Annotated in this window: 24 protein-coding genes; 11 read left to right on the top strand and 13 right to left on the bottom strand. The window is 52.1% G+C overall.

What is annotated here, in order from left to right; translation table 11 throughout:
• Positions 1–2 precede the first annotated feature (2 nt).
• Positions 3–1,400, bottom strand: coding sequence for a chromosomal replication initiator protein DnaA (gene dnaA, locus NMC31_RS04850; RefSeq protein WP_253897147.1), 1,398 nt, complete (start codon positions 1,398–1,400; stop codon positions 3–5).
• A 792-nt stretch (positions 1,401–2,192) separates the two neighbouring features.
• On the opposite strand from dnaA, the gene rpmH reads away from it, so the two are divergent.
• The 9 genes from rpmH (at position 2,193) to NMC31_RS04805 (ending at position 9,909) form a co-directional block, all read left to right on the top strand.
• The gene (rpmH, locus tag NMC31_RS04845; protein WP_000831330.1) at positions 2,193–2,333 is read left to right on the top strand and encodes a 50S ribosomal protein L34; all 141 of its coding nucleotides are present in this window, start codon (positions 2,193–2,195) and stop codon (positions 2,331–2,333) included.
• Between the two features lie 16 nt (positions 2,334–2,349).
• Complete coding sequence (gene rnpA / locus NMC31_RS04840) at positions 2,350–2,709, top strand: ribonuclease P protein component (protein ID WP_014072458.1); 360 nt, start codon at positions 2,350–2,352, stop codon at positions 2,707–2,709.
• A complete protein-coding gene (gene yidD / locus NMC31_RS04835) occupies positions 2,673–2,930 on the top strand; it encodes a membrane protein insertion efficiency factor YidD (protein WP_015966614.1) in 258 nt (85 codons plus the stop codon). Before rnpA ends, yidD begins: the two co-directional genes overlap by 37 nt.
• Positions 2,931–2,932: 2 nt before the next feature.
• Positions 2,933–4,576, top strand: coding sequence for a membrane protein insertase YidC (gene yidC, locus NMC31_RS04830; protein ID WP_253897146.1), 1,644 nt, complete (start codon positions 2,933–2,935; stop codon positions 4,574–4,576).
• 104 nt (positions 4,577–4,680) lie between these two features.
• On the top strand, positions 4,681–6,045 hold the full coding sequence (gene mnmE / locus NMC31_RS04825) for a tRNA uridine-5-carboxymethylaminomethyl(34) synthesis GTPase MnmE (protein ID WP_149463789.1): 1,365 nt from the start codon (positions 4,681–4,683) through the stop codon (positions 6,043–6,045).
• Positions 6,046–6,271: 226 nt separating this feature from the next.
• A complete protein-coding gene (locus tag NMC31_RS04820; protein WP_253897145.1) occupies positions 6,272–7,456 on the top strand; it encodes an MFS transporter in 1,185 nt (394 codons plus the stop codon).
• Entirely contained in the window at positions 7,425–8,384 is a 960-nt protein-coding gene (yidZ, locus tag NMC31_RS04815; RefSeq protein WP_253897144.1) for an HTH-type transcriptional regulator YidZ, read from the top strand. The genes NMC31_RS04820 and yidZ overlap by 32 nt, the downstream gene beginning before the upstream one ends.
• Positions 8,385–8,554: 170 nt before the next feature.
• The gene (locus NMC31_RS04810; RefSeq protein WP_253897143.1) at positions 8,555–9,304 is read left to right on the top strand and encodes a 4'-phosphopantetheinyl transferase family protein; all 750 of its coding nucleotides are present in this window, start codon (positions 8,555–8,557) and stop codon (positions 9,302–9,304) included.
• A gap of 38 nt (positions 9,305–9,342) precedes the next feature.
• Positions 9,343–9,909: an NADPH-dependent FMN reductase gene (locus NMC31_RS04805; protein ID WP_149463800.1), complete on the top strand. Its 567-nt coding sequence runs from the start codon at positions 9,343–9,345 to the stop codon at positions 9,907–9,909.
• Positions 9,910–9,964: 55 nt separating this feature from the next.
• Here NMC31_RS04805 and adeP read toward each other — a convergent pair whose 3' ends face one another.
• A complete protein-coding gene (adeP, locus tag NMC31_RS04800; protein WP_149463801.1) occupies positions 9,965–11,302 on the bottom strand; it encodes an adenine permease AdeP in 1,338 nt (445 codons plus the stop codon).
• A 168-nt stretch (positions 11,303–11,470) separates the two neighbouring features.
• Here adeP and yieH point away from each other — a divergent pair, with 168 nt between their 5' ends.
• Both yieH and cbrC read left to right on the top strand, forming a co-directional pair.
• On the top strand, positions 11,471–12,133 hold the full coding sequence (yieH, locus tag NMC31_RS04795) for a 6-phosphogluconate phosphatase (RefSeq protein WP_253897142.1): 663 nt from the start codon (positions 11,471–11,473) through the stop codon (positions 12,131–12,133).
• Positions 12,134–12,282: 149 nt separating this feature from the next.
• Entirely contained in the window at positions 12,283–12,870 is a 588-nt protein-coding gene (cbrC, locus tag NMC31_RS04790) for a PF03691 family colicin E2 tolerance protein CbrC (RefSeq protein WP_253897141.1), read from the top strand.
• Positions 12,871–12,938: 68 nt separating this feature from the next.
• Here the strand turns inward: cbrC and phoU are convergent, their stop codons facing one another.
• From phoU to glmU, 11 genes are all read right to left on the bottom strand, one after another.
• Positions 12,939–13,664 (bottom strand): phosphate signaling complex protein PhoU, encoded by a 726-nt coding sequence (phoU, locus tag NMC31_RS04785; RefSeq protein WP_149463804.1) that lies wholly within the window; start codon positions 13,662–13,664, stop codon positions 12,939–12,941.
• A gap of 13 nt (positions 13,665–13,677) precedes the next feature.
• Entirely contained in the window at positions 13,678–14,451 is a 774-nt protein-coding gene (gene pstB, locus NMC31_RS04780) for a phosphate ABC transporter ATP-binding protein PstB (protein WP_253897140.1), read from the bottom strand.
• A 92-nt stretch (positions 14,452–14,543) separates the two neighbouring features.
• Entirely contained in the window at positions 14,544–15,434 is an 891-nt protein-coding gene (pstA, locus tag NMC31_RS04775) for a phosphate ABC transporter permease PstA (RefSeq protein ID WP_253897139.1), read from the bottom strand.
• Entirely contained in the window at positions 15,434–16,393 is a 960-nt protein-coding gene (pstC, locus tag NMC31_RS04770) for a phosphate ABC transporter permease PstC (protein ID WP_108476249.1), read from the bottom strand. Before pstC ends, pstA begins: the two co-directional genes overlap by 1 nt.
• A gap of 127 nt (positions 16,394–16,520) precedes the next feature.
• On the bottom strand, positions 16,521–17,561 hold the full coding sequence (gene pstS, locus NMC31_RS04765; protein WP_253897138.1) for a phosphate ABC transporter substrate-binding protein PstS: 1,041 nt from the start codon (positions 17,559–17,561) through the stop codon (positions 16,521–16,523).
• Between the two features lie 245 nt (positions 17,562–17,806).
• Positions 17,807–18,880: a fimbrial protein gene (locus NMC31_RS04760; protein WP_253897137.1), complete on the bottom strand. Its 1,074-nt coding sequence runs from the start codon at positions 18,878–18,880 to the stop codon at positions 17,807–17,809.
• Between the two features lie 9 nt (positions 18,881–18,889).
• Positions 18,890–21,409 (bottom strand): long polar fimbrial usher protein LpfC-O113, encoded by a 2,520-nt coding sequence (gene lpfC-O113, locus NMC31_RS04755; protein ID WP_253897136.1) that lies wholly within the window; start codon positions 21,407–21,409, stop codon positions 18,890–18,892.
• A gap of 24 nt (positions 21,410–21,433) precedes the next feature.
• On the bottom strand, positions 21,434–22,165 hold the full coding sequence (locus tag NMC31_RS04750; RefSeq protein ID WP_253897135.1) for a fimbrial chaperone: 732 nt from the start codon (positions 22,163–22,165) through the stop codon (positions 21,434–21,436).
• A gap of 47 nt (positions 22,166–22,212) precedes the next feature.
• Entirely contained in the window at positions 22,213–22,785 is a 573-nt protein-coding gene (locus tag NMC31_RS04745) for a chaperone-usher fimbrial major subunit (RefSeq protein ID WP_253897134.1), read from the bottom strand.
• 316 nt (positions 22,786–23,101) lie between these two features.
• The gene (gene glmS, locus NMC31_RS04740; RefSeq protein WP_149463807.1) at positions 23,102–24,931 is read right to left on the bottom strand and encodes a glutamine--fructose-6-phosphate transaminase (isomerizing); all 1,830 of its coding nucleotides are present in this window, start codon (positions 24,929–24,931) and stop codon (positions 23,102–23,104) included.
• Positions 24,932–25,151: 220 nt separating this feature from the next.
• Positions 25,152–26,522, bottom strand: a complete 1,371-nt coding sequence (glmU, locus tag NMC31_RS04735; RefSeq protein WP_149463808.1) for a bifunctional UDP-N-acetylglucosamine diphosphorylase/glucosamine-1-phosphate N-acetyltransferase GlmU — start codon at positions 26,520–26,522, stop codon at positions 25,152–25,154.
• Positions 26,523–26,740: the final 218 nt, after the last annotated feature.

Raw genomic sequence — 26,740 nt, 5'->3', positions numbered from 1 at the left:
CGTCACGACGATAATGTTCTGATTAAATTTGAAAAATCTTCTTTGATATCGTGGCTCTCTTCACGCAGCTGCTCAATCTTACGGCAGGCATGAAGCACGGTAGTATGGTCACGACCACCAAATGCGTCGCCAATTTCTGGCAGACTGTGGTTGGTCAGCTCTTTAGCCAGCGCCATCGCCATTTGACGCGGACGCGCCACCGAACGGGAACGCCGTTTGGAGAGCAAATCCGCCACCTTAATCTTGTAGTACTCGGCCACCGTCTTCTGAATATTGTCGATAGTGACCAGTTTTTCCTGCAGCGCGAGCAAATCGCGCAGCGCTTCGCGAACGAAGTCGATAGTGATAGCCCGGCCCGTAAAGTTGGCGTTGGCAATCACGCGATTCAATGCCCCTTCCAGCTCACGCACGTTAGAGCGTAGACGCTTGGCAATAAAGAACGCCACCTCACCCGGCAGTCGAATATCGTTCTCGTCGGCTTTTTTCATCAGAATAGCCACGCGGGTTTCCAGTTCCGGCGGCTCAATCGCCACCGTCAGGCCCCAGCCAAAGCGGGATTTCAGACGATCTTCCACGCCGTTGATCTCTTTTGGATAGCGATCCGATGTCAGGATGATCTGTTGATTACCTTCCAACAGGGCATTAAAGGTGTGGAAAAATTCTTCCTGGGATCGTTCTTTATTGGCAAAGAACTGGATGTCATCGATAAGCAGCGCATCGACAGAGCGATAGTAGCGTTTGAACTCTTCAATGGCGTTGTTTTGCAGGGCTTTTACCATGTCCTGCACAAAACGCTCGGAGTGCATGTACACCACTTTGGCGTTCGGTTTACGCGCGATGATGCCGTTACCGACCGCATGTAATAAGTGCGTTTTACCGAGGCCCGTACCGCCGTATAGAAACAGCGGGTTATAGGCGCCGCCAGGATTGTCCGCCACCTGGCGCGCCGCCGCGCGTGCCAGCTGGTTAGACTTACCTTCAACGAAGTTATCGAAGGTATGTTTTACGTTGACGTTGGAGCGGTAAGAAGGCTCAGCCGGGGCCGGTACGTTATCCCAACCCTGACGCGGTGCGGGCACGGCACGTGGCGTATGCACCTGCGCGGCCTGTGCTGGGATCGCGACGTTTGCCGTCTCTTTGAGCGTAGGGGTGACCGGTTTGGTGCCCACTTCAAAGCGCAGCTGTGGGGCGTCAGAACCGCAGAAATCATTCAGCAGCCCGTTGATATTGTTCAGGTATTTATCTCTTACCCAATCAAGCACAAAACGATTTGGCGCGTACAGGGCCAGCGTGTTATCGCTCAGTTCCGCCTGCAACGGGCGGATCCACATGCTGAATTCTGTGGCTGGTAACTCATCCTGCAATCGGGCAAGACACTGCTGCCAAAGCGAAAGTGACACGGCGGACTCCACTCGAAAAAAAGTCGATACACATCATCGTTCAGGCGACCCTGTCAGGGTGCTGTTGATGAACCGGCCTGACATAAACTGTCGGGGACTCACTCAGTAGCCGCAGATGCAGCCTGAATAGTGCTGTGTATAAGATTAAAAAGTTCGTGATTATTGGCACACGTCGAAAAGACCCAATGCACAAGGGTGACGTGCGAACCGCTCTTTGCGGTTTTCCACAAAACACCTCGGCTGCCCGTGGGCAGTAGCGCAACCAGAAACACCGGAAGCGTTCAGTGTGTTTTCCTGACCAGGATCCGTGGATCCGATCAGGACCGCGGATCATAGCCTAAACTGAGCCAGAGATCTTCTGTTTCTCACAGATTCTTCCCGATTTATCCACAGGAAGGATCGAGACCGGCTAAGTGTAAACGATCCGCAAGAGAAGGAGGGACGATTTACGCCGCATATTGGAAAAATTAATGAGTACCGACAAATTTTTGCTTAAATGATCTAATAAAGATCCTGGATGATCCTTGCGCTTTGATGGTCAGGCCGTATAATCCCCGACCCAGCGCATGCTACGTGCCTACAGGCGTCAGATGTTGCTCATTTTCCGTGCTAATCGCTACAAAAAAACGTGGTAAATTGCGCGGTAAATAAGGAAAGAGAATTGACTCCGGAGTGTACAATTATTACAATCCGGCCTCTTTAATCACCCATGGCTTCGGTGTCCATCGTTCGATTTTCGGGCGGATATCCAATAAAGCCATTGAATTTATTCAAGTTTAGGTAGAAATCGCCATGAAACGCACTTTTCAACCGTCTGTACTGAAGCGCAACCGTTCTCACGGCTTCCGTGCTCGTATGGCTACTAAAAATGGTCGTCAGGTTCTGGCACGTCGTCGTGCTAAAGGCCGCGCTCGTCTGACCGTTTCCAAGTAATAAAGCTAACCCCTGAGTGGTTAAGCTCGCATTTCCCAGGGAGTTACGTTTGTTAACTCCCACTCATTTCACATTCGTCTTCCAGCAGCCACAACGGGCTGGCACGCCGCAAATCACCATCCTCGGCCGCCAAAATTCGCTGGGGCATCCCCGTATCGGTCTTACAGTCGCCAAGAAAAATGTTAAGCGTGCGCATGAACGCAATCGGATTAAACGTCTGACGCGTGAAAGCTTCCGTTTACGTCAACATGAACTTCCGTCTATGGATTTCGTGGTGGTGGCGAAGAAAGGGGTTGCAGACCTCGATAACCGTGCTCTTTCGGAAGCGTTGGAAAAATTATGGCGCCGCCATTGTCGCCTGGCTCACGGCTCCTGATAGCCCTCATTCGGGTCTATCAACGCCTGATTAGTCCGCTACTCGGGCCGCATTGCCGTTTCACTCCTACCTGTTCACAATACGGAATTGAGGCATTGCGCAGGTTTGGAGTGATAAAAGGCAGTTGGTTGACAGTGAAACGCGTATTAAAATGCCACCCTTTACACCCAGGTGGAGACGACCCCGTCCCCCCCGGACCTTTTAATACCAGAGAACACTAACGATGGATTCGCAACGCAATCTTCTCATCATCGCTTTGTTGTTCGTGTCTTTCATGATCTGGCAGGCTTGGGAGCAGGATAAAAATCCTCAACCTCAGCAGCAGACCACGCAGACTACGACCACCGCAGCGGGTAGCGCCGCCGACCAGGGCGTACCGGCCAGTGGCCAGGGGAAACTGATTACGGTGAAAACCGATGTGCTCGAGCTGACCATCAACACCCGTGGTGGTGATGTTGAGCAGGCACTCCTGTTGGCTTACCCGAAAGAACTCAAATCTTCTGAGCCGTTCCAGTTACTGGAAACGACGCCGCAGTTTATCTATCAGGCACAAAGCGGCCTGACCGGTCGTGATGGCCCGGATAACCCGGCTAATGGCGATCGTCCGCTGTATAACGTCACCAGCGATACCTTTGTGATGGCCGATGGCCAGAACGAACTGGTTATCCCGATGACCTATACCGATAAAGCGGGCAACACCTTCACCAAAACCTTCACCCTGAAAAAGGGCGAGTATACGGTGAACGTGGGCTACAGCGTACAGAACAGCAGCGAGAAACCGTTAGAGTTGTCCACCTTTGGTCAGCTTAAGCAGTCCATCAATCTGCCGACTCACCGCGATACGGGCAGCAGCAACTTTGCGCTGCACACCTTCCGCGGCGCCGCGTACTCTACGCCTGACGCGAAGTATGAAAAATACAAATTCGATACCATTGCAGATAACGAAAACCTGAACGTCAGCTCTAAAGGCGGTTGGGTGGCGATGCTGCAACAGTACTTTGCAACGGCATGGGTTCCGCGTAACGATGGCTCCAACAACTTCTATACCGCTAACCTCGGTAATGGCGTTGCAGCAATCGGCTACAAATCTCAGCCTGTTCTGGTTCAACCGGGTCAAACCGGTACCCTGGGCAGCACCCTGTGGGTTGGCCCGGAAATTCAGGATAAAATGGCAGCCGTTGCGCCGCACCTGGATCTGACCGTTGATTACGGTTGGTTGTGGTTCATCTCTCAGCCGCTGTTCAAACTGCTGAAATGGATCCACAGCTTCCTGGGTAACTGGGGCTTCTCCATCATCGTTATCACCTTCATCGTTCGTGGCATCATGTACCCGCTGACTAAAGCGCAGTACACCTCCATGGCGAAGATGCGTATGCTGCAGCCGAAGATTCAGGCAATGCGTGAGCGTCTGGGCGATGACAAACAGCGTCAGAGCCAGGAAATGATGGCCCTGTACAAAGCAGAGAAAGTTAACCCACTGGGCGGTTGCTTCCCGCTGCTGATCCAGATGCCAATCTTCCTTGCGCTGTACTACATGCTGATGGGCTCCGTTGAACTGCGTCATGCGCCGTTCGCACTCTGGATCCACGACTTGTCTGCACAGGACCCGTACTACATCCTGCCGATTCTGATGGGCGTGACGATGTTCTTCATTCAGAAGATGTCGCCGACCACTGTAACCGACCCGATGCAGCAGAAGATCATGACCTTTATGCCGGTCATCTTCACCGTGTTCTTCCTGTGGTTCCCGTCAGGTCTGGTGCTGTACTATATCGTCAGCAACCTGGTGACCATTATTCAGCAGCAGCTGATTTACCGTGGTCTGGAGAAACGTGGCCTGCATAGCCGCGAGAAGAAAAGCTCCTGATTCGGTGTAGGCCGGGTAAGCGTAGCGCCTCCCGGCAATCGGAACAATAATGATAGGGCGGTCTCATGACCGCCTTTTTTTATTTGTATTGGACGAGACATATCATGAGCCATAACGACACGATCATCGCCCAGGCCACCCCTCCGGGACGCGGTGGGGTGGGTATTCTGCGCATCTCTGGCCTGAAAGCGCGTGAAGTAGCAGAAGCCGTACTGGGCAAACTGCCTAAACCTCGCTACGCCGACTATTTGCCGTTCAAAGATGTCGATGGTACCGCGCTGGATCAGGGCATCGCCCTGTGGTTCCCCGGACCAAACTCGTTTACCGGTGAAGACGTGTTGGAACTTCAGGGACACGGCGGCCCGGTGATTCTGGACCTGCTGCTCAAACGTATTCTGGCGATCCCGGGCGTGCGTATCGCAAAGCCGGGAGAATTCTCCGAGCGTGCATTCCTGAACGACAAGCTTGATTTAGCGCAGGCAGAAGCGATTGCCGATCTGATTGACGCCAGCTCCGAACAGGCGGCGCGCTCAGCCCTGAACTCGTTACAGGGGGCGTTTTCTGCACGCGTAAACCACCTGGTGGAAGCACTCACTCACCTGCGCATCTACGTGGAAGCCGCCATCGACTTCCCGGACGAAGAAATTGATTTCCTCTCGGACGGTAAAATCGAAGCACAACTGAACAATGTGATGACCGATCTCGACGCCGTGCGTGCCGAAGCGCGTCAGGGCAGCCTGCTGCGTGAAGGGATGAAAGTGGTGATTGCCGGACGCCCTAATGCCGGGAAATCGAGCCTGCTGAATGCGCTGGCAGGGCGTGAGGCGGCTATTGTTACCGATATAGCAGGCACCACGCGCGACGTGCTGCGTGAACATATTCACATCGACGGCATGCCGCTACATATCATCGATACGGCGGGCCTGCGTGAAGCCAGTGATGAAGTGGAACGCATCGGTATTGAGCGCGCCTGGCAGGAGATTGAACAGGCCGACCGTGTGCTGTTTATGGTTGATGGCACCACCACTGACGCCGTTGACCCGGCGGCTATCTGGCCTGACTTTATCGCCCGCCTGCCGGCAAATCTGCCGATAACGGTGGTCCGTAACAAAGCGGATATCACTGGCGAGCCGCAGGGACTGAGCGAGGTGAATGGTCACTCACTGGTTCGTCTTTCCGCGCGTACCGGCGATGGCGTGGAAGTGCTGCGCAACCATCTCAAACAGAGCATGGGCTTTGAAACCAATATGGAAGGCGGTTTCCTGGCACGTCGTCGACACTTGCAGGCGCTGGAGCAGGCCGCAGAGCACCTTCAGCAGGGCAAGGCGCAGCTGTTGGGCGCCTGGGCGGGTGAACTGCTGGCTGAAGAGCTGCGCCTCGCCCAGCAGGCCCTGAGCGAGATAACCGGGGAATTCACCTCCGATGATTTGCTGGGGCGGATTTTCTCGAGTTTTTGTATTGGCAAGTAAGGTATTTTCATCAGGCTCTGGTGCCCATCGCCGGATGGCGGCGTAAACGCCTTATCCGGCCTACGGGGACCCCCTGTAGGCCCGGTAAGCGCAGCGCCACCGGGCGTTTAGCACCACTGCCCGCCATGTGAGTTTTCCCCACAGGAAATCACACTTGTCCAAATGGCAACTCGCCAGCTAATCTCCCTCCCCGTATCCTGAGCGCCACGCTTAATGTGAGGACGCTATGGCCCGTTATCTCCTGTGTAGTTTCGCCCTTGTTTTGCTTTATCCCGCGGGCATCGATATGTATCTGGTGGGTTTACCGCGTATTGCCGTCGATCTCAACGCCAGCGAGGCGCAGCTGCATATTGCCTTCTCGGTTTATCTGGCTGGAATGGCAACCGCGATGCTGTTTGCCGGACGCGTCGCCGATCGCTCAGGGCGTCGGCCTGTCGCGCTGTTTGGCGCGGTGGTGTTTGTGCTGGCCTCCGCGCTGTGTGCGCTGGCGCAGGAGAGCTCACTGTTTCTGCTGGGGCGTTTCGTGCAGGGGTTCGGTGCCGGGAACTGCTACGTCGTCGCCTTTGCAATTCTGCGCGATACCCTGGATGACCAGCGACGGGCAAAAGTACTGTCGCTGCTGAACGGTATCACCTGTATTGTGCCCGTACTGGCCCCCGTGATGGGACATCTGATTATGCTCAGCTATCCCTGGCAGAGCCTGTTCTGGACCATGTTAACCATGGGCGTAGTGGTGTTCCTGCTCTCACTGCTGGTGCTGAAAGAGACGCGGCCCGATAAACTACAAAATGCCACCACCCATTCTGCGCCAGCCGCCGAATCCCTGCTCGACCGATTCTTCCTCAGCCGCCTGGTCATCACCACGCTCAGCGTGTCGGTGATCCTCACTTTTGTGAATACGTCGCCGGTGCTGTTAATGGAGATGATGGGTTTTGCGCGCGGCGAGTATGCCACCACCATGGCGTTAACGGCGGGCGTAAGTATGGCGGTCTCGTTCTCAACGCCGTTTGCGTTGAGCATCTTTAAGCCGCGCACGCTGATGATGGCCTCGCAGTGCCTGTTTCTGGCGGCGGGCGTGGTGCTCATCCTTGCGCCAACCCATGCTGTTACGCTGTTTGGCATTACGCTGATTTGCGCAGGGTTCTCGGTCGGCTTTGGCGTGGCGATGAGCCAGGCACTCGGTCCGTTCGCCCTGCGCGCGGGCGTCGCCAGTTCGGTGCTGGGAATTGCTCAGGTTTGTGGGTCGTCACTGTGGATTTGGCTAGCGGCGGTGCTCGGCCTCAATGCGCTGAATATGCTGATCGGGATTCTGATTGCCTGTAGCATACTGAGTCTATTGCTGATTATCGCCGTCACGCCCAACAGGACCGCGCATCGCCATGAAGAAATCCATCACCAGCCTCGATCTTAACCTGCTGTTATGCCTGCAACTGCTGGCGCAGGAGCGCAGCGTGACCAAAGCGGCGAAGCGGATGAGCGTGACGCCGTCGGCGGTCAGTAAGTCTCTGGCCAAGCTGCGCGCCTGGTTTGACGACCCGCTGTTTATCAATACGCCATTAGGGCTGACGCCGACGCCGATGATGGTGAGCATTGAGCAGGACCTGGCGGACTGGATGCAGATGGGTAAGCAAATCCTTGATAAGCCACATAACGAGACGCCGGAAGGGCTGAAATTTGAGCTGGCAGCGGAGTCGCCGCTGATGATGCTGAAATTTAATGCGCTGTCACAGCAGATTTATCAGCGTTACCCGCAGGCGTCGATAAAAGTGCGTAACTGGGATTACGACTCGCTGGATGCCATCACGCGTGGCGAGGTCGATATCGGATTTACCGGTCGCGAAACCCACCCGCGCTCACGAGAGCTGCTTAGCGCCCTGCCCCTGTCTATCGACTTCGAGGTGCTGTTTACCGATCTTCCCTGGGTCTGGTTGCGCGAGGATCATCCGGCGCTGCGCGAAGAGTGGAATCTGGAGACCTTCCTGCGTTATCCACACATTAGCATCTGCTGGGAACAGAGCGACACCTGGGCGCTGGATAACGTATTGCAGGAACTGGGACGCGAACGCACTATTGCCCTGAGCCTGCCGGGGTTTGAGCAATCGCTGTTTATGGCCGCCCAACCGGATCATTCGCTGATCGCTACCGCGCCGCTCTACTGTCAGCACTACAATCAGCAGCATCATCTACCATTGGTTGCCCGCCCGTTACCCTTTGATGAGAGTCAACGAGAAAAGTTGATGGTGCCTTTTACGCTTCTGTGGCACAAGCGTAATAGCCATAACCCCAAAATCGTTTGGCTTAAGGAGACCATCAAATCGTTATACCGGAATATTAAATGATCCTGCTTATTTATGTCATTTTTGCGAGATCTTTAACTGTTACGGCTAAGGAATTGTAAAAGTCCTGTCCTGACCCTTTCAATGTCTGCGCTTCCGCATTAAAACGTATACGTTTCACCGATAATATAAGGGTGAAATTTATTAACGGACCATTAATCACGGAGCGAAAAATGGCGATACATTTTGCAAGAGGGATACTGAACGACGGGCATATGCTCTCGGTCAGGCTATCAACAGCCTGTCATAATGCGGCCCGCGAGTTACCATCACACCGACGAACACGATTTCTGGCGTCACGCGCCCTGCTCGCCGAACTGGTGTTCATGCTCTACGGTATCAGCGAATTGCCAGAAATCATCAATCAACCTGATGGCCGGCCGGTTTTTCGTGACCCCAACCTTCCCGATTTTTCGCTGGCCTACGCCGGAAACATTGTCGGCATCGCCCTGACTACCGAAGGACAATGCGGGCTCGATATTGAATTACAGCGCTCTGCCTATTCACTTTCCCGTGCCCAGAATCCGGAAAGTGACGGCTTCACCAGCAACGAGAAGCTATGGATTAAAAATCAAAATGACGCAAATGAAGCGCAAGTTCAGTTGCTGACTCTGCGCCACAGTATTCTGAAACTCACCGGTGAAATCCATGAAGATAAGCCTGAACTGCTCCAGTTATTACCGGGCTCGGGGCGTTTGCGATCGGCTCGTCTGGCGCAGCTGGAAGCGCTGAGCGATGCGGAGGATGTGCTGGTCTGGTCGCTCGCCGCGACGCCCGCCATCGAGAAGCTCAAAATCTGGCAATATGACGGTAAGTACGGCTGGCAGAGCCTGCCCGACGCACAGACACGCGCGAATGCCGAAGATGCCCGTCTGATGCGATTCACCAGCCTGTCGGCTGATAAGGCTCTTATACTCAATTAGCCTGGCCGTCGTTGGCCAGTAGATAAACAGGAGTAATCATGTCCGAAGCGTTGAAAGTTGTTACGTTACTGGGAAGCCTGCGCAAAGGTTCATTTAACGGTATGGTTGCGCGCACCCTGCCGAAAATTGCGCCGGCGGGAATGGACGTTTCTCCGCTGCCGTCGATTGGCGATATCCCGCTGTATGACGCCGACGTTCAGCAGGAAGACGGTTTTCCGCAAAGCGTATTAGCGCTGGCGGAGCAGATTCGTCAGGCAGATGGCGTGGTGATTGTGACGCCGGAATATAACTACTCGGTGCCGGGTGGCCTGAAAAACGCCATCGACTGGCTGTCACGCCTGCCGGAACAGCCGCTGGCCGGTAAGCCGGTGCTGATTCAGACCAGCTCTATGGGCGCGATTGGCGGCGCACGCTGTCAATATCATCTGCGTCAGATTCTGGTCTTCCTGGATGCGATGGTGATGAACAAGCCTGAATTTATGGGTGGCGTGATTCAGAACAAGGTCGACCCGCAGTTGGGTGAAGTAATTGAGCAGGGCACGCTGGATCATTTGACCGGTCAGTTGACCGCGTTTGGCGAGTATATTTCGCGGGTTAAGGCGTAAAAAATTTCCCCTCACCCCGGCCCTCTCCCACAGGGAGAGGGTTACGGTGAAGGCATTAATGCCCGTCGATAAATACGATCTTCAGTACAAACAGCAGCGCAACGATAATCACGCACGGGCTGAGGTCGCGGAAACGACCGGTACCGATTTTCATCACGCAGTAAGAGATGAAACCCAGCGCAATACCTTCAGTGATCGAGAAGCTAAACGGCATCATCACGGCGGTAATGAACGCCGGAACGGATTCGGTCAGGTCTTCCCATTTCACGCGCGCGAGGCTTGAGGTCATCAGCACACCAACGTAAATCAACGCACCCGCAGCCGCATAGCCTGGAACCATTCCGGCCAGCGGAGACAGGAAGATAACCAGCAGGAATAACAGACCTACAACGACCGCTGTCAGGCCGGTACGGCCACCGACGGAAACACCGGAAGAGGATTCGATGTACGCGGTAACGGACGAGGTACCAATAAAGGAACCGGCGACGGACGAGACGCTATCCACATACAGCGCTTGTTTCATGCGCGGGAATTTGCCCTTTTCGTCGGTCAGACCCGCTTTATCGGTCACGCCAATCAGCGTACCGGAGGAGTCGAACAGGTTCACCAGCATGAAGGAGAAAATCACGCCCGCCAGGCCCAGGTTAAACGACCCCGCCAGGTCAACATGACCGACAACCGTCATGACGCTAGGTGGCGCAGAAACGATACCGTTGTAATGCACGTCGCCCAGCATCCAGCCCAGCAGCGTGGTAACCACGATGGAGACCAGTACGGCAGCATGAATGTTACGCGAGGCCAGAATGGCGATAATGAAGAAGCCCAGCACGCCCAGCAGAACGCTGTGAGACGTCAGGTTACCAATCGCCACCAGCGTTTCGGAGTTCGCCACGATGACACCCGCGTTTTTCAGGCCCATCATACCGATGAACAGGCCAATACCGCTGGTGATGCCCACGCGCAGACTAACCGGGATATTGGCAATCATCCAGTAACGCACGCGGAAGATAGTCAGCAACAGCAGGCCGATTGCGCCCCAGAAGATTGCGCCCATGCCAACTTGCCACGGCAGGCCCATTGCCTGAACCACCACAAAGGCAAAGAAAGCGTTCAGACCCATCGCGGGGGCCAGTGCCACCGGCAGGTTCGCGAAAACGCCCATCAGGATACTGCCCAGCGCAGCAATCAGGCAGGTGGTGACAAACACCGCGCTGGTGTCCATGCCCGCCACGCCAAGAATTTGTGGGTTTACAAAAACGATGTAGACCATCGTCAGGAAAGTGGTGAAACCGGCAATCACTTCAGTACGTGCCGTTGTGCCGTGTTCGCGCAGTTTGAACACGCGTTCCAGCATACCCTGACCGGAGGTCTGGGTAGTTTGTTGTTGGCTCATCATCTATTTCCGCAGAAAGGAAGGAAAATTCGTCGCTATCCTATACCAAAATGCGACAATAGGCGCGGTTGCGAGATACTTTTTTTCATCTGTTTTGCTTATACGGCAACGATTGCGTCTCTCAATTCAGCAGTACGAAAACGTTAAACTTGTTATTAAGGGAATGATATGTCCGGGATTGAAGCAGTATTTTTCGACTGTGACGGCACGCTGGTCGACAGCGAAGTGATTTGTTCTCGCGCGTATGTCCATATGTTCAAAGAATTTGGCATTACGCTTGATCTGGAAGAGATCTTTAAACGCTTCAAAGGCGTGAAACTCTACGAGATCATCGACATCATTAACGCAGAGCACGGGGTGAATCTCGCCCGCGCAGATCTGGAACCGGTTTATCGCGCTGAGGTCGCACGCCTGTTCGACTCGGAACTTGAAATTATCGCCGGGGCAGATACGCTGCTGAATGCCATGAAAGTGCCGATGTGCGTGGTCTCTAACGGCCCGGTCAGCAAAATGCAGCACTCACTGGGCAAACTTCAGATGTTGCACCATTTCCCGGAAAAACTGTTCAGCGGCTACGATATTCAGCGCTGGAAGCCGGACCCGGCGCTGATGTTCCACGCGGCAAAGGCGATGAACGTCAACGTTGAGAACTGCATCCTGGTGGATGACTCTTCTGCGGGCGCGCAGTCGGGAATAGATGCGGGAATGGAGGTGTTCTACTTCTGCGCCGACCCGCATAACAAGCCGATTAACCATCCGAAAGTGACGACGTTTACCGATTTGGCACAGCTACCGGCACTCTGGAAGGCCTGCGGGTGGGATATAGCATAACACGTCATACTCCCTTCGCTGCTCTACATAATTTGGTGAAAATTGTTTAAGCGAAGGGAGTTTGCCAGGGCCAATGTCTGAAAACAGACTCTTAAAGTTAAGCGGGATGCTTTATCTTCTAATTTCTCTATAGCAGACAGGATATTTCTATGACCCTACCTATCAGACCGTTACCTATCTTCAAATATCATCCAAAACCGCTGGAAACTGGCGCACTTAAGCAGGACAAAACCGTAGAGTGCGATTGCTGTAAACAAGAGACGTCAGTTTATTACTCTGGTCCATTTTATTGTGCTGCCGAAATGGAATACCTTTGCCCCTGGTGCATTGCCAATGGTGCTGCGGCAGAAAAGTTTGCAGGTTGTTTTCAGGATGATGCCAGCATCGACGGTGTTGAATCACAGTATGATGAAGAAGGCGAGTTTACAGGCGTCACAATTCCTTATCCTGATGAAATGCTGAAGGAGTTGGTTGAACGCACCCCAGGTTATCATGGATGGCAGCAAGAATACTGGCTAGCCCATTGTGGCGATTTCTGTGCATTTATCGGCTACGTTGGCTGGGATGAGATAAAAGATCGTCTCGATGAATTTGCCAATATTGAAGAAGATTGCGAGAATTTTGGGGTGAATTTCGCAGATCTGGCCAAATGCCTGCACAATGACGGTGATTGCCAGGGTTATCTGTTCCGTTGTCTACACTGCGGTAAATTGAGGCTATGGGCCGATTTATCCTGAGTGAAAGCGTTTTTGCCCGATAGAGGTGTATTATCGGGCAAAGTGTCAAATGCAACGCACGCTCAGCGTTACTCTTTCGGATCTTTCCCCGCCAGCAGTTTATCAAGCTCATCGCCGCCCACGTGACGGAAATCCTGCCCCTTCACGAAGTAGAAGATGTATTCGCAGATATTCTGGCAGCGGTCACCAATACGCTCGATAGAGCGCGCGCAGAACAGCGCCGTTAACACGCTCGGGATAGTTCGCGGATCTTCCATCATATACGTCATCAGCTGACGCACGATGCCTTCATATTCCTGGTCGACTTTCTTATCTTCGCGGTAGATACGCACCGCTTCGTCGAGATCCATACGCGCAAACGCGTCCAGCACGTCATGCAGCATCTGCACCGTGTGGCGGCCCAGCGATTCCAGGCTCACCAGCAGCGGCTGGTGCTGAGAAGAAAACTTCTCCAGCGCGGTGCGGCAGATTTTATCGGCAACATCACCAATACGTTCCAGCTCGGCGATGGTTTTGATAATAGCCATCACCAGACGCAGGTCGCTCGCCGTCGGCTGGCGTTTGGCGATAATGCGCACACAGGCTTCATCGATGGCGACTTCCATCATGTTGACCTGTTTGTCACCTTCCACCACGCGTTTGGCCAGTTCGCTGTCCTGGTTGTGCATCGCGGTAATGGCGTCGGAGAGCTGCTGTTCGACCATGCCGCCCATGGTCATCACCTGGGTGCGGATGCTTTCCAGCTCAGCATTGAACTGGCCGGAAATGTGTTTATTAAGATTGAGGTTGTCCATGGTTAACTCCAAATCAACCGTAGCGGCCAGTAATGTAATCTTCAGTCTGTTTCTTCGCCGGGCGGGTGAACAGTGCATCCGTGTCGCTGAACTCAATCAGCTCGCCCAGGTACATAAACGCCGTGTGATCCGAGCAACGCGCAGCCTGCTGCATGTTGTGGGTTACAATCACCACGGTGTAATCCTGCTTCAGTTCGGTGATCAGTTCTTCGATACGCCCGGTGGAGATCGGGTCCAGCGCGGAGCAAGGTTCATCAAGTAACAGCACTTCCGGGCGAATAGCGATACCGCGTGCGATGCACAGACGCTGCTGCTGACCACCAGAAAGAGAGTACCCGCTCTGATGCAGTTTATCTTTGGTTTCGTTCCATAATGCGGCCTTGGTCAACGCCCACTGTACGCGCTCGTCCATATCAGTGCGCGAGAGCTTTTCAAACAGGCGCACGCCAAAGGCGATATTGTCGTAAATCGACATCGGGAACGGCGTTGGTTTCTGGAATACCATGCCCACTTTCGCACGCAGCAGGGCGATATCCTGGGTGTTGGTCAGGATGTTGTCGCCATCGAGCAGAATTTCCCCTTCCGCACGCTGATCCGGGTAGAGCGCGAACATTTTATTGAAGGTACGCAGCAGTGTGGATTTCCCGCAGCCGGACGGCCCGATAAACGCCGTCACCTGGTTTTTCGCGATATCCAGGTTGATGTTCTTCAGGGCATGGAATTTGCCGTAGTAGAAGTTCAAATCACGAACCTGAATTTTACCCGGGGCAGTATTGACCATACTCATCTCAATCTCTTCCTCATCGTGCCTGATAGCGCTTCGCTTATCAGGCTTACCGTAGGCCGGATAAGGCGTTCACGCCGCCATCCGGCAAAGTGTTAACCGTGTTTCTTCTTCGCGAAAACTACGCGCGCCAGAATGTTCAGTAGCAGTACGCACAGGGTAATAATCAACACCCCTGCCCAGGCCAGTTGCTGCCACTCAGCAAACGGGCTCATCGCAAATTTAAAGATGGTGACCGGCAGGTTAGCGATCGGCTGCATCATGTCGGTGCTCCAGAACTGATTCGAGAGCGCGGTAAACAGCAGCGGCGCGGTCTCACCCGCGATACGGGCAATCGCCAGCAGAATACCGGTCATGATCCCCGGCACGGACGCCTTAAGCGTAATCGCCGAGATCATCTTCCACTTCGGCGTACCCAGCGCATAAGCCGCTTCACGCAGGCTGTCCGGCACCAGTTTGAGCATGTTTTCCGTGGTACGAATGACGATTGGCACCTGCAACAGCGCCAGCGCGATCACCCCGGCCCAACCGGAGAAGTGCTGCATCTGCGCCACCACGATGGTGTAAACAAACAGACCGACCACAATCGACGGTGCTGAAAGCAGGATATCGTTGATGAAACGAATGACTTCCGCCAGCCAGGATTTACGGCCATATTCTGCCAGGTAGATACCCGCCATGATGCCGAGCGGCGTACCAAAAACGGTCGCCCACAGGATTAACAACCCGCTCCCCGCCAGGGCATTCGCCAGGCCACCGCCCGCCGTGTTCGGCGGCGGCGTCATTTCGGTGAACAGCGCCAGCGACATCCCGTCGACACCGCGCGTTACGGTGGACATCAAAATCCACACCAGCCAGAACAGACCGAACGCCATCGTCGCCATGGAAAGCGTCAGCGCGATACGGTTTTTCAGACGGCGACGCGCCTGCATTTTGCGGCGAGATTCCGCCAGGGCCGCCGTGTTTTGCATTTCGAGCGTAGCCATTAACGCGCCCCCTCGTTTTTCGCCAGGCGCATAACCATGAATTTAGATGCCGCCAGTACGATAAAGGTAATCACAAACAGGATCAGGCCCAGTTCCATCAGCGCCGCGACGTGCAGGCCAGATTCCGCTTCAGCGAATTCATTCGCCAGCGCCGAGGTAATACTGTTGCCCGGCATGTACAGCGAGGCGCTGTCGAGTTGGTAGGTGTTACCGATAATAAAGGTCACCGCCATGGTTTCACCGAGCGCACGCCCCAGCCCCAGCATGATGCCGCCGATGACGCCGTTTTTGGTGAACGGAAGGACAATGCGCCAGATTACTTCCCAGGTGGTGCAGCCGATACCGTAGGCCGACTCTTTCATCATTACCGGCGTTTGTTCGAACACATCGCGCATGACCGCCGCGATGTACGGGATGATCATGATGGCGAGGATCACCCCTGCCGCCAGAATCCCGATACCAAAAGCCGGGCCGGAGAACAGCGCGCCAACAAACGGGATGTTGGAGAGAACGTTGCCAACCGGCTCCTGGAAATAGGTCGCAAACAGCGGGGCAAAGATAAACAGGCCCCACATGCCGTAAACGATACTCGGGATCGCCGCCAGCAGTTCAATGGCGATACCCAACGGGCGACGCAGCCAGTTGGGAGCCAGTTCCGTCAGGAACAGCGCGATGCCGAAACTCACCGGAACGGCGATCAGCAGCGCGATAATTGAGGTGACGAGGGTGCCGTAGATGGGAACCAGCGCACCGTAAATATCGTTCGGTGCATCCCACTCTTTGGTCCACAGGAATGAGAAGCCGAATTTTTCGATGCTCGGCCAGGAGGAGATGATCAGGGACACGATAATGCCGCCCAACATCAATAGCACAATCAGCGCAGCCAGTTTTACCAGCGCGCTGAAGATCATGTCACCCTTTTTACCCGGTGGGTTAAAAGCAGGCTTGGTTGCAGCCATAAATCACTCTTTCCGTTAAACGCGTTTTACGAAGTTGCCCGATGGCGCAAACGCTTATCGGGCCTACAGTGTGAACCGTAGGGCGGGCAAGCGCAGCGCTACCCGCCATTTTCGTCAAAATATCCTGTTAGTACAGCGCTTTACCGCTGCTGTCTTTCACGCTGGTCTTCCATGCGGCACGAACCTGCTCAACCACGCTGTCCGGCAGTGACGCGTAATCCAGGTCGTTAGCTTGTTTCGCGCCGTTTTTGTAAGCCCAGTCGAAGAACTTCAGTACTTCTACGCCCTGCTCCGGTTTTTTCTGCTCTTTGTGCACCAGGATGAAGGTGGTGGAGGTAATCGGCCACACGTCATCACCTTTCTGGTTGGTCAGGTCCTGGGCGAAGGATTTGCTCCAGTCGACGCCTTTGGCAGCGTTAGAGAAGCTCTCTTCGGTCGGGCTTACCGGCTTACCGTCGGCAGAAACAATTTTGGTGTAGGCCAGGTTATTCTGTTTCGCATAAGCGTATTCGACATAACCAATCGCACCCGGCAGACGCTGTACGAACGCCGCAATACCGTCGTTGCCCTTACCGCCGAGGCCGGTCGGCCAGTATACGGTAGAGCCTGCACCGACTTTGGATTTCCACTCTTCGTTCACTTTCGCCAGGTAGCTGGTGAAGACGAAGGAGGTACCAGAGCCATCCGCACGACGCACGACGGCGATATTCTGCGAAGGCAGCTTCACGCCCGGGTTCAGTTTGGTGATGGCTTCGTCATCCCACTTCTTGATTTTACCCAGGTAGATGTCACCCAGAGTTTTACCATCCAGCACCAGTTCGCCAGATTTCAGACCCGGAATATTTACAGCCAGAACCACACCGCCGATCACGGTCGGGAACTGGAACAGGCCTTCCTGCGCCAGTTTTTCGTCAGACAGCGGGGCATCAGATGCGCCGAAATCCACGGTGTTAGCGGTAATTTGTTTTACGCCGCCAGAAGAACCAATACCCTGATAGTTCACCTTATTACCGGTCTCTTTCTGGTAGGTGTCAGCCCATTTGGCATACACCGGCGCAGGGAAGGTTGCACCCGCACCCGTCAGGCTTGCTGCAGCAAACGCAGAGAAAGCACTCATCGATAAGGTCGCGGCGACAACAGTTGCGACGGTGGTACGCATAACTTTCATAATGTCTCCTGGAAGGATTCATAAAGCATTGTTTAGTGGCTACGATGAGCAAAATAGGACAAACAGGTGACAGTTATATGTATGGAATATGACAGTTTTATGACAAGAAAATTTTTATCAGTAACTCCTTGATTTACACACCATCAAAAAGAAAAACACTGTCATCTTTTTGTCATGTCATATGAGATTAGGTGAAGATGAGGCATAAGATGACAACGGTGCGTGGAGCACCGCTGTCAGTTTGATTAGCGAACAATTTCGATGGTAATTGTTGCCGTAGCAGTAAATGTTCCTGGCGCGGGTCGAGCACCCGTGAGGCTTGCAGGCGCAGCAGAAAACGTCACGCTTCCAGCTTTCTCGCCATAAACGCTTGTTGCTCCCATATCAGTTGACAGTTCTCCACCGTTGACGTTGATTTCCCTGTTATTTTTATCGTAGATTTTTACCCCTACATTTGGGTTTGATGTTACAACCATTGAATTATCGCTACTGGATTCAGTAGCGTAAAAAGAGGTAGTGATATCATCCGTATTCAGTATTCCTAAATACTCACACTTAATGGTGACAGTTTTGGTGATTTTATGCGCTGACACAGCACTCCCGACAACAGATGAAAAATCTGAGGCTGGAATAGTACTAAAATCAAAATTAATAGGCTGCAAACTATTAATTTCACAACTTTGTGGTGCAGTAATGTCTCCACGAATATAAACATCAGCCATCGGTTTAGAATAATCAACCGGTGTATCACGACTGATAGTTCCATACAACTTTGCGATAAGCGTCTCGGGAATAATTAACTTTCCTGCAAATGGCTTTTTGATATAAAAATAAACCTGAGCCTTAGCGCCACTGGAAATACTTAATGGATCGACTCTACTACACTTATATACTGTTGTTCCAGAGGGATTGTTAGCATGATACTCGAATGGTGCATTAACAAATCCGACTCCCAAAAGATCGATTGCCATACCTACATCAAGATGAGAATTAAGATTATAGTAATTTAAATTAGAATGAACGCCTGCATAACTTAAAGATTCATTTATTCTTGCTGTGTAGTAAATATAGGGAAATTCACCGACTGTTCCAGTATCACAATGACAGTGTGCCGGATAAGACCCACCATTAGTTACTGTCGTATTAAATGTGCCCCCCGCTTTATTTTGAGCTGCCGTAATAACATATCCAGGAAAATCAAGCACGCTATGAAAAACGCCATTATCCGGAGTACAGATACCTTTAGGAGCCGCAAGCGTCGTACTCGTGTAAAAAATGGCAACAATAGAAAAAAACCACACCAGAATATTATTTTTCATAAAAAACCTTTATTTACAGGTGACACTCTGTTCAATTAAACCATTCTCATTTTCTGGTACTGAAAGTGAGTAGCCAAAGGTACATTTCGTGACGGCATCTTCTCCCCAGGACAAAGTGACCTGCCCTTTATCTGGCAGACCCGAGAGATAAAGCTCACCATAATCACCAACTATTCCTGAATCGGCGGTACTTACATTTTGAACGGAGGCAATGGCGCCAAAAGGTGCCGGTTTACCATTTGCATTTACCACTCTGAAAAGAACGCGGTAACCCACATGCGTCACAAATTCCGCTTTAACCACCGCGCCGCGAGTGGGAACCATCGTAACGACGGTATTATCGAGTTCAACATTCGACTTAGAGAAATAGTTGTCGCTGATCGCTACCCGGTTTTCATCATAAGGATTTAGCTGTGTCTTAACCGTGTAACCACGCCAGTCTGTTGCCGCCCCGCGCATATTATCAATTTCCAGACCTGCGGCTCCCGGTGCTTTAATAAGAGCGATGGTTTCACCCAGTTCCTGGCTAAACGTTACCCCTTCACTGTGCGCCAGAATGCCACCCCGGATACCATAATTGAGTCGCTGAGAATTTTGGCTGTAGTTATAACTGCCGTTTAACGTGCCGTAGATACCGTCATAGGTCAGCGACATATTACCGCCTACTTGATCATCGCGGCTGTTATAGGACTGCATGAGATTCCAGGAGAGATTATTTTTCTCCAGAGCCGTACCACTTAGGCCAAGTTGATGCGAGCTACCAGAATCATCATTTTGCGAAACCGAATAGGTGGCATAACTATTTCCCCACCAGCCCGATAATGGAACTGATAAAGAGAGCATGTAGATTTGTTCGCTGGTGTTATCACTGGCATAACTATTACTCGTCCCTTGCCGGGCCGTATTGGAATAACTCCACGAGACATTCCACGAGAGGCGCTTCCAGCTACTGCTGTAACCAAATTGGATTAATCGTTCGACATCATCTGTGTGCCAATATTGCTGGCGGCTTAATGTCAGGTATAAGTTGCCATAATCTCTGCCCAGCGATTGCGTTAACGTTCCTTCCACACGGCTGCGACGGTTTCCGGTTTGCCAGAAATCTTCCGGACTATTTTGCCGGGAGGCCCATTCATTAAGGGTATAATAGCCTTCGGTGGAATAACGATAACCAACCAGGCGTAAGCTGGTGTCTGTATCGTCAAAACGTTTTGAATACAGAAAACGATATGATTGACCCGTTTCCGTATCATCAGCAAATTTCGCTCTGGCATGTGTTACATCTAAGGAGATGGCTCCCAGAGAACCGAGATCTTTACCTACCCCTAAAGCAACAGAACCATACATTTCAGCAGCCTGTACGCCGCCATACAAGGTAAAACCGTGGGGCAAGCCATGAAGGATCTGTGCCTGAAGCACGTCAGGAGTAAAACCATCTTCATCGCGCAGTTCCCCCACGCTAACATCTACATCGGTCTGACCTTCACGTTTGAGGATAGCCAGCGACGCATAAGGCTGGATGAATCGTTGTTCACTACCATCTTCTTCCTTGATAGTTACATCCAGGTCGCCGCCTGAGCTGGCAGTATTCAAGTCGGTGATTTCAAAGGCGCCTTGTGGAACGGCTGACTGATAAATTACGTAGCCGTTTTGCCGAATGATGACGGTGGCGTTGGATTTTGCAATCCCACGAACCACTGGCGCGAAGCCATTCTGGCTGGCGGGTAACATATCTTTATCAGTATATAGTCGTGCACCACGGATTTGCGTGCTGTCGAAAATATCGCTCGCCGTCCACGTATCGCCGATCATAATCTGGCTTCTTAACGCAGCAATATCACGTTGTATCCAGGTACTGATAGAGTTGTATTCCACACGACCATCGGTGGTGTTTAAGGTGCTGTAATTGCGTAGTCGCCACGGCCCAATATTGAGTCCGTTACGCAGGTTGAGATAACTGGTATCGGTCTCCTGAGAGCTGTAATCCGAGCGCAGGGTATGTGAACCGGAAAAATCGTAGTTGATAGTCAGTGCGTTAATTCCCTCATCCCAACGCGTGGGGCTTATGTAATCGTAAGCCATCGCATCCATATAGATCTGGGGAATGGTGATATTCAGTTGCAGCTTATCACTGTCCAGTTGCCAGGTTGAGCCTTCAATGCGTGGTGCAGGGTCAATACAGGCCTTGTCATCCACCTTATTGAGCGCTTTCAGCGCGTCAACTTTTACGCCAAAGGAAGTCAGCGTTTTCTTAACCGCGACAAAGCAAGCGTGCAGATCGGCATCAGGGTTATCCTGAACAAAAGTCACATCCTGACGCTCGAACATTTTGCCATTGATAATAATATCAACACTGTAGACGCCGGGAGGTATGTGATTCGCTTTGTTAAACTGGCGAATATCGACTCCGGATTGATGGTCAATTTCCAGCAGTGCCGGATTAAATACGCTGACCTCGGCCATCAGGCTTTGCGAGAAAACAAGACACGTCCCTGCCGTCAGGCCAACCGCTATTCTGGTCGTAACCATAATTCGCCTATCCTTATGCAATACTTACAACGCTTGCTTTAATGGTTCGCTTATCGCGCCGTAATCATTAATAAATCGCCAGGTCATTTGGCTTCCCGAAGAATTAGCAGGCAACGGTAACGTGAGCGTCTCGAAAGGACGGATCATGTTGAGAGGTACATCATGGCCATCAACAATGACATCCATCACGCTGATATGAATAGGGTTAGGGTTCTCAGCAATAAGATTTCGGCCTTCCCGATGCCACTTCACCTTTGGTGCGGCATCTTCGGGAATCATGTGGATAGATGCCGGTCTCCAGAACAGCTTAATTCGCGTTTTAACGGCGATTTCCAGCGAGTTCGCTTCTTTGTTGCTCGCAGAGGGCGGAATATTTTTGATATTTAGCCAGAAGACAGACTCACGATCCTTTGGCAATGACAATCCTTTAGTATGGACAATACGTAATATTTTTTCTTGCGCGGGTTCTAACCGTGATACCGGAGGAATTACAATAAATGGCGCTTTAGTTTTATCATCTTTATTAAACGGGTCCACCCACGCCTGGATGAGATAAGGAATTTTTACTTCTTTACTCAATACAGAAATAGATTTATCTGCATCAATGCTCACATAAACGACTCGTGTACCGCCAATAACAACACCAGCATAGGTTAATGCCGGGCGGACTAATAAGGCGCTTAGTAGAATTAAAACTAATAAGTTATGAGATATTATTGCGTTAAAGAGCCTGATTAGACAACTTTTTCTGGACATAACGACTCCCTGGCCAAAGCCAACTGAATAAAAAGGCCCTGAATTAATTATTTCTTATATTCGACGGTGAATTGTGAATCTGCGTTTGCTGTACCCGCCGTTACGGTCGCACTGGTTGCAACATAGCGTGCAATAAACTTCATTTCAGCGGTGCCGTCAGCAGCGATAGGGGTATAAGCCGAATCATTATAAAGTTTAACCTGGGAGTTATCCTCTCGGTTAAAGATACGAATAGCTACACCCGTCGCAGCAATGGCTGCCCCTGTGCCAGGGTAATCACCCGGGTTGCCTGAAGTCATCGGCGTTCCCACCTTGAGATCGCCGTTTCCGGCAGGATCTTCAGTACCATCGAAACGAACAGCAGCCTGAGTGTAGGTTGCCGGGCATTTTTCCAGTTTAATACTAAATTCCTGTGGTGATGCCACGCTTCCTACAGCGACAAATGCGCTTTTACTGACTTTTCCAAGAGGAACAGTTTGATCGGCGGTATCGGAAGTCACTTCACAAGTGCTATCGACAATCTCACCGACAAAGTGAACAACGCCATCTTCTGCAAGTGCATTTCCGGCTAACATTAAAGATGCCAGCGTAAGTGCACCGCCAATAATATTACGTTTCATACAAACTCCATTGATATAATATATCCTTCAGTCCAAATCATCACTTAAATTAATAAGTGTATTTATGATTCGCAGGCATACTACACCAACAGAACGAATTAACATACAAATAATATTATTTAGATAAAAATAGCCAGATATATATTTATATCTATTAACTTTTAAAACAACGCTTATCAAATAGAAAATAAAAGAATTTTAATTTTTCAGAATATAACCATATAGAGAATTAATTTAATTATATTAATTCATAAAAAAGATAAATCTAAAATAATAAAAAAGGCTCCTTCCGGAGCCTTTTCGCAATTGACGAAAATTATTCTACCGTCACCGATTTCGCCAGGTTACGCGGCTGGTCAACGTCAGTGCCTTTGATCAGTGCCACGTGGTATGCCAGCAGTTGCAGCGGCACGGTGTAGAAGATTGGCGCAATCACCTCTTCAACGTGCGGCATCTCGATGATGTGCATGTTGTCGCTGTTGGTGAAAGCGGCATCCTGGTCGGCGAAGACATACAGCTGGCCGCCGCGTGCGCGAACTTCTTCAATGTTGGACTTCAGTTTTTCCAGCAGTTCGTTGTTCGGCGCAACGACGATAACCGGCATATCCGCATCAATCAGCGCCAGCGGGCCGTGTTTCAGCTCGCCTGCGGCGTAAGCTTCCGCGTGAATGTAGGAGATCTCTTTCAGCTTCAGCGCGCCTTCCAGGGCGATCGGGTACTGATCGCCACGGCCGAGGAACAGTGCGTGATGCTTGTCAGAGAAATCTTCTGCCAGCGCTTCAATGCGTTTGTCCTGCGACAACATCTGCTCGATACGGCTCGGCAGTGCTTGCAGGCCGTGAACGATATCGTGTTCGATGGATGCATCCAGACCTTTCAGGCTCGCCAGTTTTGCCACCAGCATTAACAGAACCGTTAACTGCGTGGTGAAGGCTTTGGTGGATGCTACCCCGATTTCTGTGCCGGCATTGGTCATCATCGACAGGTCGGATTCACGGACCAGCGAAGAGCCCGGCACGTTACAAATAGCCAGAGACCCCAGGTAACCCAGCTCTTTCGACAGACGCAGGCCCGCAAGGGTATCTGCCGTTTCGCCAGACTGCGACAGGGTGATCATCAGGCTGTTGCGACGCACCGCGGATTTGCGATAGCGGAATTCAGACGCGATTTCCACGTCGCACGGTACGCCCGCCAGCGATTCAAACCAGTAGCGAGAAACCATCCCGGAGTTATAGGAGGTGCCACAGGCGATAATCTGGATGTGCTCAACTTTAGACAGCAATTCGTCGGCGTTGGGGCCCAGTTCGCTTAAATCTACCTGGCCGTGGCTGATGCGGCCGGTCAGGGTGTTTTTGATGGCGTTCGGCTGCTCGTAAATCTCTTTCTGCATGTAGTGGCGGTAAATACCTTTATCGCCAGCGTCATACTGAAGATTGGATTCGATATCCTGACGTTTTACTTCTGCGCCAGATTTGTCGAATACGGTTACAGAACGGCGGGTCACTTCAGCAATATCGCCCTCTTCGAGGAAGATAAAACGACGAGTAACCGGCAGCAGCGCCAGCTGGTCAGAGGCGATAAAGTTTTCGCCCATGCCGAGGCCGATAACCAGCGGGCTACCCGAACGCGCGGCCAACAGGGTTTCCGGGTTACGGGTATCCATAATCACGGTGCCGTATGCGCCACGCAGTTGCGGGATAGCACGCAGCACAGCTTCACGCAGCGTGCCGCCCTGCTCCATTTCCCAATGCACCAGGTGCGCGATCACTTCGGTATCCGTTTCGGACACGAAGGTATAGCCACGGCCCTGCAACATTTCGCGCAGCGGTTCGTGGTTTTCGATGATGCCGTTATGCACCACCACAATGTGTTCAGAAACATGCGGATGCGCGTTGGTTTCTGATGGTTCGCCATGCGTTGCCCAACGGGTGTGAGCAATACCGGTGCCACCGTGAAGCGGGTGTTCTTCCGCCGCCTGAGAGAGCATCTGGACTTTACCCAGACGACGCAGACGGGTCATATTGCCCTTTTCATCAACAACCGCCAGACCCGCGGAGTCGTAACCACGGTATTCCAGACGACGTAAACCTTCGAGAAGGATCTCAGCTACATCACGTTGCGCGACTGCGCCTACAATTCCACACATAGTTTTTTAATTCCGATTTTGGCGATATGCCAGTCGTTGTCGGTCAACCTGTATGCCCGTATTTTCGGGCGCCCCGAGCCTTTGTAGAGAGTGGGGTTATTATTTTGAGTACTGCATTTTGGGCGGGAGATTATGTTATCTCCTCATCCCCTATCTGCCTGATGGCGGCTTCGCCTTATCAGGCCTACAAATTTGTTGGCGGGCTAGCCCGCCACGAAACTTACTTCTTCTTCACCGGACGCTGCCAGCCCTGTTTATGGACCTGCGGCACACGGCTTAAAACCAGTTCGTTATCAGCAACATTGCGCGTTACGGTAGTGCCTGCGGCGATAGTCACGCCATTGCCGACGGTAACCGGCGCCACCAGCTGCGTGTCGGAACCGACAAACACATCGTTGCCGATGATGGTTTTGAATTTATTCGCGCCATCGTAGTTACAGGTGATAGTACCCGCGCCGATATTTACGTTGTCGCCAATTTCTGCATCGCCCAGATAGGTCAGATGACCGGCTTTCGAGCCTTTACCCAGTCGCGCTTTTTTCATTTCAACGAAGTTGCCGACGTGCGCGCCTTCCAGCAGTTCCGCGCCAGGACGCAGACGAGCGAACGGGCCGATGGTGCAGGCAGCGTCAAGACGCGCATCTTCCACCACGCTGTACGGGCTGATTTCGCAATCGTCGCCAATCACCGCGTTTTTAATCACGCAGCCCGCACCAATTTTCACGCGGTTGCCAAGCGTAACGTCGCCTTCCAGAATAACGTTAGCGTCAATTTCTACATCGCGCCCATGAACCAGGGTGCCACGAAGATCAAAACGCGCCGGGTCGCGCAGCATTACGCCAGCCAGCAGCAGCTTTTCGGCCTGCTCAGACTGGTAAACACGTTCGAGGCGAGAGAGTTGCAGACGGTTGTTGACGCCTTCAACTTCGCTCAGGCGATCAGGATGCACGGCGGCAATTTCACGCCCTTCCTGATAAGCCATTGCGATGATGTCGGTGATATAGAACTCGCCCTGCGCATTGTTGTTATTCAGCTTCGCCAACCAGCGTTTCATATCCGCGCCGCTGGCAATCAGAATGCCGGTGTTAATTTCCTGAATCTGACGCTGTTCATCGCTGGCATCTTTATGCTCAACAATGCCGGTCACCTTGCCATTTTCACGGGTGATGCGGCCATAGCCAGTAGGATCGTCGAGCTTGACGGTCAGCAGGCCAATGCCGCCCTGCGGTTTCGCATCGCGCAGACGTTGCAGCGTCTCGATGGAAATCAGCGGTACATCGCCATACAGCATCATGATGTCTTCATCATCGGCAAAGAACGGCGCGGCCTGCTGCATGGCATGGCCCGTACCCAGTTGTTCAGCCTGAAGCACCCAGTTCAGATTGCCGTCGGTGAGTGTCTTTTTGAGCAGCTCGCCGCCATGGCCATACACCAGATGAACCTGCGCTGCGCCTAATTTATTGGCAGCATCAATGACGTGTTGCACCATTGGCTTTCCTGCCAGGGTGTGCAGCACTTTTGGAAGTTCGGAATACATGCGGGTGCCTTTGCCAGCGGCAAGGATCACGACGCTCATTGTACTGTTAGACATATGCATCCTGTCTGTAAATTAAGTAGGAAGTAAACCCCATTTCACCTTGAAATTTCTACATATTTTTCATCATGAAATGGTCTGCTGTTAAAACGGTCAACCGTATGTTGTTACGCGCCTTTCTGAGCCCATTTTCGACCATCATAAAACGTTTTGTCTTGTAAAAGTTTAGCCAGAACGCCGAATTACGCGCTATGCCACTGCTTAGACTCTTCTTT

The organism is Pseudocitrobacter vendiensis, assembly GCF_943590815.1.
Lineage (GTDB): Bacteria > Pseudomonadota > Gammaproteobacteria > Enterobacterales > Enterobacteriaceae > Pseudocitrobacter > Pseudocitrobacter vendiensis.
This window is presented reverse-complemented; position numbering and strand designations above follow the sequence as displayed.

Excerpts from the sequence above, each read along its gene's own strand:
- rpmH (WP_000831330.1), top strand. The coding sequence starts at position 2,193 with ATGAAACGCACTTTTCAACCGTCTGTACTGAAGCGCAACCGTTCTCAC.
- yidD (WP_015966614.1), top strand. The coding sequence starts at position 2,673 with ATGGCGCCGCCATTGTCGCCTGGCTCACGGCTCCTGATAGCCCTCATT.
- yidC (WP_253897146.1), top strand. The coding sequence starts at position 2,933 with ATGGATTCGCAACGCAATCTTCTCATCATCGCTTTGTTGTTCGTGTCT.
- mnmE (WP_149463789.1), top strand. The coding sequence starts at position 4,681 with ATGAGCCATAACGACACGATCATCGCCCAGGCCACCCCTCCGGGACGC.
- NMC31_RS04820 (WP_253897145.1), top strand. The coding sequence starts at position 6,272 with ATGGCCCGTTATCTCCTGTGTAGTTTCGCCCTTGTTTTGCTTTATCCC.
- yidZ (WP_253897144.1), top strand. The coding sequence starts at position 7,425 with ATGAAGAAATCCATCACCAGCCTCGATCTTAACCTGCTGTTATGCCTG.
- NMC31_RS04810 (WP_253897143.1), top strand. The coding sequence starts at position 8,555 with ATGGCGATACATTTTGCAAGAGGGATACTGAACGACGGGCATATGCTC.
- NMC31_RS04805 (WP_149463800.1), top strand. The coding sequence starts at position 9,343 with ATGTCCGAAGCGTTGAAAGTTGTTACGTTACTGGGAAGCCTGCGCAAA.
- adeP (WP_149463801.1), bottom strand. The coding sequence starts at position 11,302 with ATGAGCCAACAACAAACTACCCAGACCTCCGGTCAGGGTATGCTGGAA.
- yieH (WP_253897142.1), top strand. The coding sequence starts at position 11,471 with ATGTCCGGGATTGAAGCAGTATTTTTCGACTGTGACGGCACGCTGGTC.
- cbrC (WP_253897141.1), top strand. The coding sequence starts at position 12,283 with ATGACCCTACCTATCAGACCGTTACCTATCTTCAAATATCATCCAAAA.
- phoU (WP_149463804.1), bottom strand. The coding sequence starts at position 13,664 with ATGGACAACCTCAATCTTAATAAACACATTTCCGGCCAGTTCAATGCT.
- pstB (WP_253897140.1), bottom strand. The coding sequence starts at position 14,451 with ATGAGTATGGTCAATACTGCCCCGGGTAAAATTCAGGTTCGTGATTTG.
- pstA (WP_253897139.1), bottom strand. The coding sequence starts at position 15,434 with ATGGCTACGCTCGAAATGCAAAACACGGCGGCCCTGGCGGAATCTCGC.
- pstC (WP_108476249.1), bottom strand. The coding sequence starts at position 16,393 with ATGGCTGCAACCAAGCCTGCTTTTAACCCACCGGGTAAAAAGGGTGAC.
- pstS (WP_253897138.1), bottom strand. The coding sequence starts at position 17,561 with ATGAAAGTTATGCGTACCACCGTCGCAACTGTTGTCGCCGCGACCTTA.
- NMC31_RS04760 (WP_253897137.1), bottom strand. The coding sequence starts at position 18,880 with ATGAAAAATAATATTCTGGTGTGGTTTTTTTCTATTGTTGCCATTTTT.
- lpfC-O113 (WP_253897136.1), bottom strand. The coding sequence starts at position 21,409 with ATGGTTACGACCAGAATAGCGGTTGGCCTGACGGCAGGGACGTGTCTT.
- NMC31_RS04750 (WP_253897135.1), bottom strand. The coding sequence starts at position 22,165 with ATGTCCAGAAAAAGTTGTCTAATCAGGCTCTTTAACGCAATAATATCT.
- NMC31_RS04745 (WP_253897134.1), bottom strand. The coding sequence starts at position 22,785 with ATGAAACGTAATATTATTGGCGGTGCACTTACGCTGGCATCTTTAATG.
- glmS (WP_149463807.1), bottom strand. The coding sequence starts at position 24,931 with ATGTGTGGAATTGTAGGCGCAGTCGCGCAACGTGATGTAGCTGAGATC.
- glmU (WP_149463808.1), bottom strand. The coding sequence starts at position 26,522 with ATGTCTAACAGTACAATGAGCGTCGTGATCCTTGCCGCTGGCAAAGGC.